General features: G+C 50.5%; 2 protein-coding genes and 1 pseudogene. All 3 read right to left on the bottom strand.

Going from position 1 to position 6078, the window contains the following annotated elements:
- Positions 1-417 (bottom strand): annotated as a pseudogene (locus EII30_RS08745) (class C sortase); the annotation flags it as partial.
- Positions 418-850: 433 nt separating this feature from the next.
- Positions 851-2329 carry a SpaH/EbpB family LPXTG-anchored major pilin gene (locus EII30_RS08740; protein ID WP_124886961.1) on the bottom strand — a complete coding sequence of 493 codons (1479 nt, stop codon included), beginning with the start codon at positions 2327-2329 and terminating at the stop codon, positions 851-853.
- Between the two features lie 103 nt (positions 2330-2432).
- Positions 2433-5258, bottom strand: coding sequence for an LPXTG cell wall anchor domain-containing protein (locus tag EII30_RS08735; protein WP_124886960.1), 2826 nt, complete (start codon positions 5256-5258; stop codon positions 2433-2435).
- Positions 5259-6078: the final 820 nt, after the last annotated feature.

The raw sequence follows: 6078 nt of genomic DNA, 5'->3' as shown, positions 1-6078 counted from the left end.
ACCAACCGGCAGAGAGGTACCCTCCAGGTGGCCGACACCAACGTTTAACACCGCATCACTGGTGCCGTGATAGATCGGCAAATCAACCCCCGCGCTAGGAACCCGAAGCCTCGCCATCACTAAACTGTCAGGGGTGTGCAGCATATCCCGATAGTTAAGCTCGCTTCCACTATCGCTTGTGCCCTCACCGGTTGCTTTATTATCCCCACCATAGAATACGGCACCCGCTTGCAGGGCTTTGTTGTATTGGTGGGCGAGCCGGATTTGTTCTGTCTTGTCGGGTTCAGCGTGATCAATCAGGGTCGCATAATCATCCACCAGCAAAGACTGGTTAACCTGACTAAACCACGACGCAACCGCCGGATAGCAAGCCACCAGCAGCCCAACAAGACCGAGCGTGACCGGAATTAACGACATCTTATCCAGACGCCATCTGCGTCCAGCGACGTGACGCGGGAGGGTTTGACGTCGAGATCGTTTGTTGATTTTCGTTGGTTTCACCGCTGGTATGTGTGTTGCCCTGCGGGGGCTTTTCTCTTTTAGTGGCATTGCTGCTGCTTTGTTCTTGGTATTTAGGGTTATAAGTGTTGGGTTGGGGGGTTTGCGAGGCTTGAAACCCCGGCACCGGAGGGCAATGACGGGATTGTTTGTGCTCGAGCTAGCTATTTACAGCCAAGAAAACTGAGACCGGCTCGTGAAGGAAGACTACACGAGCCGGTCTCTGTTTTCTTACCGCGGGATAGCCCACGGATAGGATTACAGTTCTGTTATTTCGCAGTTCTCTTTTTCCTGTTCTTTGACCGGATCTGCTCCTTTAACAGCGCTGTTTTTAGCGGTTGTTCCGCTTGGGTTATGCAGTTACCTGCTTGTTGCGGCGACGCAGCACAGCTACTGAAGCACCAGCAATCACGAGTGCACCACCTGCTACTGCAAGGAGGGTTGCGCCCTGTCCACCGGTGAGTGGCAGACCTGGAACAAGTGCCTTCTCGTTGGTGATTTCCAGTTCGACTGGAACAGCAGCTGAGTGATCCTTGTTTACGACAACTGAGCGGACGGTGCTGTCCAGTACGTAACCGGCTGGGGCTTCGAGCTCTTTAACAAAGAAGGTCTTTGTGTCGGAACCAATGTTGCCAGAGACGTCCTTCTTTCCGAGAGCAAGCTGCTGTGAAACGGTACCGTCTGCCTTGGTGGTAACAGTTGCAATAGGTGCGGTGCCGTTCTCTGCATCTGACTGGCTTGCGTAGATGCCGAACTTAGCGTTCTGCAGTGGCAGCGCAGGCTGGTCATTGCTCTTCTTGTTGATCTTCAGGTAACCGTAGTAAGCAACAGGAGTGTTTGGCTGGTTGTCTGCAACCTCGAAAGTGCTGTCGTTGATGTTGCTGATAACAGTGTTAGAGATTGCACCGTTTCCAACAACGGTGGTTGCAAACTCTACCTGCAGGCTGCCAGCAGCAAGCTTAGCCAGGCCACTTGGGTTGAGGCTAACAGTCAGTGTCTGACCTGAAACGCTTGCGGTGAAGTCTGCAGCGTCAAGCGCAGTTGCAGAGCTGGAGCCGTTTGCCCTGAAGCTAACCTTTGCGCTGCCGTCCTTGTAGGTGAGGCGGCTGTCTAGGTTATCGGTGATGATCGCCTTTGTGTAACCAGGCTGACCAGCAGCGAGAGCTGGAACTGGTGAGTTTACCAACCAGGTAATCTCGTTGTTCTCGATGCTCTTTACTGTTTTGGAGATGTCGTCACCGACGGTGTTCTTTGGGTACATGTGTACATCGTAGTTCCAGCCTGTTCCGCTTGTCAGCGGCAGGGTTACGAGGATTGGCGCTGCTGGAGCTGTGATGTTGTTGTTACCTGGGTTGGTCTCTTCTACGAGGTAAAGACCAAATGCTTTACCTGAGAACTTAACCTCACCGTTTGAGCCGGTGCTCTTTTTCTCTGGGATGCCGAGGGTGTAATCGCCACCCTTGACAGCAGCAACCTGTGCACTCTGGTTGAGGCTGTTGAGGCCCTTAATCAGGTCCCAGCCTGCAGGCTCAGCAAGGTTGATTGCCTTACCGTTTTTCTGGGTTACTGGGGTGACTGTGAACTCAACACCCTGCAGTGGCTGACCAAGGTTAGAGGTGTCTGCAATCAGAGTTCCACCGGGGTTAGGCTGACCCTGACCAGACTGGTTTGAATCTGCCTTATATTTGTGGATGGTGAGGCTCGCCTGACCGTCTTTTGAGGGGTCGATGTTGCCGGATGCCTGAGCTGCTGCTGGGATGAGGATCCCTGCGGCAGCGATGCTTGCAGCTCCGAGCAGCACCGTTGTTTTCTTGAACAGTGACTGTTTCATTTCCTTTTCCTGTTTCTCGAGTGGTGTCGAGACACCATAGGGGGAATTGATTTGGGTATTGGCTGTGCCTGCACTCCCCTAATTCGACAGGCACAGCCAGGCTTTAGTTAACCTCCGGCAGCTGTCGCCTGCGCACTACTCGGTTCCGTGAGTAGGCTACTGCGAGTGCCACACCGCCTGCTATCGTGCCGAGGATAGTGTAGGTGATTGCCGCGGTGCCACCCGTTAGCGGCAGTGTTGGCGTGAATGGTGCCGGTGCTGGCGCTATCTTCAGCGGGAATGTCCAGGTGTGATCACCAACGATGTGGTTCTCAATCTGTGACTTGATTTGCTCCCATTCAGCGTCATCATCCCAGACATATCCTGCTGGTGGATCACCGCGCTCTATCTCTGCTCGACAGTTGTCGTGGGTCCAGTAGGCACTGTGTAGTGTGAGTGATTTACTTGAACTGTTTTGACTGATCGAGGATGACACCTCTTTAACAAAACCGGCTGGTTGCGAGTTCGGGTCACCCTGGAACTCACAGTACAGCTTGATCTTGAAGTTGATGTCTTCAGGAGCTGTCCTGTTCAACGTCACAATCGCGCTCAGAGTGTGCTGGGTGTTCGTCAGCTCAAATGTATCCACTGAGTTATTCTGCGGAATATTGACATCACCACGTACCTCACCGATCTCTGACTTAATGTCGAATGATGCACTCGGTGCGGCTACAAATCCTGCGAAGGTATTTGTGTGAACCTCAAACCAACTATCAGCAGTAATCGGCTGTCGATAGGTGCCCGTGATCGCGTGTTTCGCTTCATCATATGCAAGGTCTGAAGGGCAGGCAACTGGCTGCGGCGTACCGTTAGCTCCACTACCGGTGAAACAGCTGAAGCTGAAGGCTTTTGCCGGGTCAGTCACAAGTCCTGCCTTAACTGCCTGTTCTGGGCTCAGCACAGCACGCTGTGGCAGAACCTGACTAAACGGCAATACATCAACCTGACCGGCATCATTGGAGAACCTTGAACTGAAGGACAAGGGATCACCAAAGGCTAAGACTTGGTTAGGAACAGTTGTGGTTGAGGAGATATCATTACAGAAAATACTCCCACGAACTTCGCTATAAGCAGCCGTGAAGCGCACATTCGATCCGTCAGCAGGCTGTATATTGGCAGTGCTAAGAACATCAAAGGGCTGTGTCTCTTGGTAGCAGCCTATCATGGTATGAGTAATTTCCATATTCAGCACCAGTTTCTTCCCCGCGGGGATTGTCAACTGTTTGTTATTGAAGTAACTGCTAGGATTCACACTGGAAGAGCTACTGTTCGGGTTTCCATAATCGTAGAACCACTTACTAAAGCCGAGGGCATCTTCATGGCCATCAAAGTCTGCTGCCGGACATGATGCTGTTGAGGAGTTATCACATGTAACTTTTGTTATTGAGGTAGCAGGCACCCCACCCCAGCCGTAACTATCATTAATACGAACCTTCGCATCATGATCGCCAGTGTTCTCATAAGTTACCTGGTACTTGCGTTTTTCACCGGAGGCAACATCGACTTTATCCTGAGTTTTGGTCACCTTAACGGTGGTTTCTTGGCACTCCTGAGCTTTAACGAGCCCCTCAACATCGGTGTCAACAGATTGTATGGTCACACCACTACCGGCTATGGAACCTAATGATGCTGAGTTATCAACTCCTAAATATTCACCATTTTGCACGCACCCTTGTATCGTATGTGTTACCGGGATTTTCAGTACAAGCTTCTTGCCTGCTGGGATAGATACAGACGGCACTGCATCAACGTATCCGCTCTGTACAAAGGGGAGCTTATTCGATCTGAACAGCACAGTTTGACGGTTATCTTGATCAATGATCTCAGTTTTCTCACTACCATCAAACTGGGCAGGGCACGTAGCAGTTGATGATGTGTGGCACTGCACTGAATATTTAACAGTCGAGCTCCCCTGAAGAATGCTACCCTGTATGCCATTCACTGAGTAAGGATAGTATTGCAGCCAAGAAGGAGCTTGAGAAACGTAGCTATCTGCGATATCTACAACTGCATCATTGTTGCTAGTGTTCTCGTATGTCACAGTGTAAGTGCGGGTCTCACCGGAGTTTACGATACCCCGATCCTGCGTTTTCGTGACAGTGAGAGTTGCGCTAGGGCACTGTGTCAAGTTAGTGACATAACCATCAAGATATGGGGCATACCCTGGGTAAAACTCCACACCCCGATAATGATTTGCCTCTGCTTTATTTCCAACAGTAACCCTGGAGTTACCATGTATACAACCTCTAATAGTTTCTACGACAGTAGTTTTTAATACAAGCTTTTTTCCGGGGTAGAGAGTCAGGTGCTTGAACCTTTTATCATACGGGTTCGTATCACTAGTGTCACCATCGGAAAGCGGGGTTTCGGCACTCTCAAAGAGAGTAATGGACTGTCCATCGGGTCTGTATTCTTTTGTGTGGATTTCCCCATTAAATACTGCCGGGCAGCTCGCGGTTGTGCTGCTATCGCAGACAGTTGAGAAGCTAACTGTCGCAGGCTCGTCTATCTCAGCATCAGATAAACTCACAGGATCGTATGTGTCCTTGATATGAATAACCGTTGCCGCATTACCAGTGTTCTCATAGGTAACGGTATACACTCGGGGCTCACCAGAATTAACGTTTAGTTTATCCTGTGTCTTAGTAACCCTAACCGAGGTAGAAGTGTATGTAACTACAGTGTTGTCGACCGCTCTGTTAGAAGCGGGATCAGTATCCTCGGCTCCACTCTGCGGTGTTGCCTCTAGTGAAAATGTAGAGGTGCTGTTTATAGCAGTATAAAGACCGGTTAGCTTTAGAGTAATTTCGCCGTTAACAGGTAGAGTCGGGATGCTGCCCGCGAAAGACCCTCCGTACCAATAAGGTGAGGTGTGCTCAACATCATCCATGTTTGGGCAGACAGCGCCCCCACTTGCTACACACTCTAGTTTTGCTTCAAGGGTGCCTTTCTCGTATTCAAAAACAAACGTTGAGCCACCAGCGGGGTCACCACTAACGTTTCTGACTTTACCGATAACCTCAAAAGGCGCTCCCGCATTACCGGAGCTTGGTGCAGTGAGAGTTGCTCTCAGATCTACCTGGGCATCAGTTGCGTTAGCAGCCGGCGTCAGAGCAGAGAGTTGCCCCCCCCCCGACAGCGACCAACGCAAGCATTAGCATCAGCGTGAAGCTGAGGAACCTTGTGCTTGTTTTTGTCATAGCGCTCTCCGTTTAGGTGGTTACACCCCTACGACAAAATCTGTGAATAAGTGGGATACTCTCTCACTTACTCAGCTATTCAATCGGGGGGATGTCTTTAGAGTACACCCGAAACGCAGAGCAGTTAAGGGGTTTTACATAGCTAAAACAAGAAACTTTCACCTGAATATATCGCGGTATGCACCCCTATTAGCATAGTGAAAACCAAAAAATTAGCGTTGACCGGTATTCTTTCTCACACCAGCAAACGCCCCCAGGAATGCCAAAAACACATACCCCCCCCCGTACCGTTTTTATGTATTTTAAAGCGATTGCCACTTTCGGCGTGTCGCAACGGTGCTGAAACTATCTAACACTCGTCTCACTGCCACGACTGAGCTCGTTTCGATCATTGATTCAAGCGTCATTGTCCTTAACCGCTTGGCGTCCGGTCCACCACAAATACACACCAGCAGCCACAACACCCCCACCAAGCACAACAACCCACCAAGGAAACTCCGGCAACTCAGA

The organism is Leucobacter sp. OH1287 (genome assembly GCF_003859945.1).
GTDB lineage: Bacteria > Actinomycetota > Actinomycetes > Actinomycetales > Microbacteriaceae > Canibacter.
Note: the sequence above shows the minus strand (reverse complement) of the source record. Positions and strands in the feature narration are given on the sequence as shown.

What these genes read in the sequence shown, in the direction of transcription:
- EII30_RS08735 (WP_124886960.1), bottom strand. Translation starts at nt 5,258, where the DNA reads ATGGATGATGTTGAGCACACCTCACCTTATTGGTACGGAGGGTCTTTC.
- EII30_RS08740 (WP_124886961.1), bottom strand. Translation starts at nt 2,329, where the DNA reads ATGAAACAGTCACTGTTCAAGAAAACAACGGTGCTGCTCGGAGCTGCA.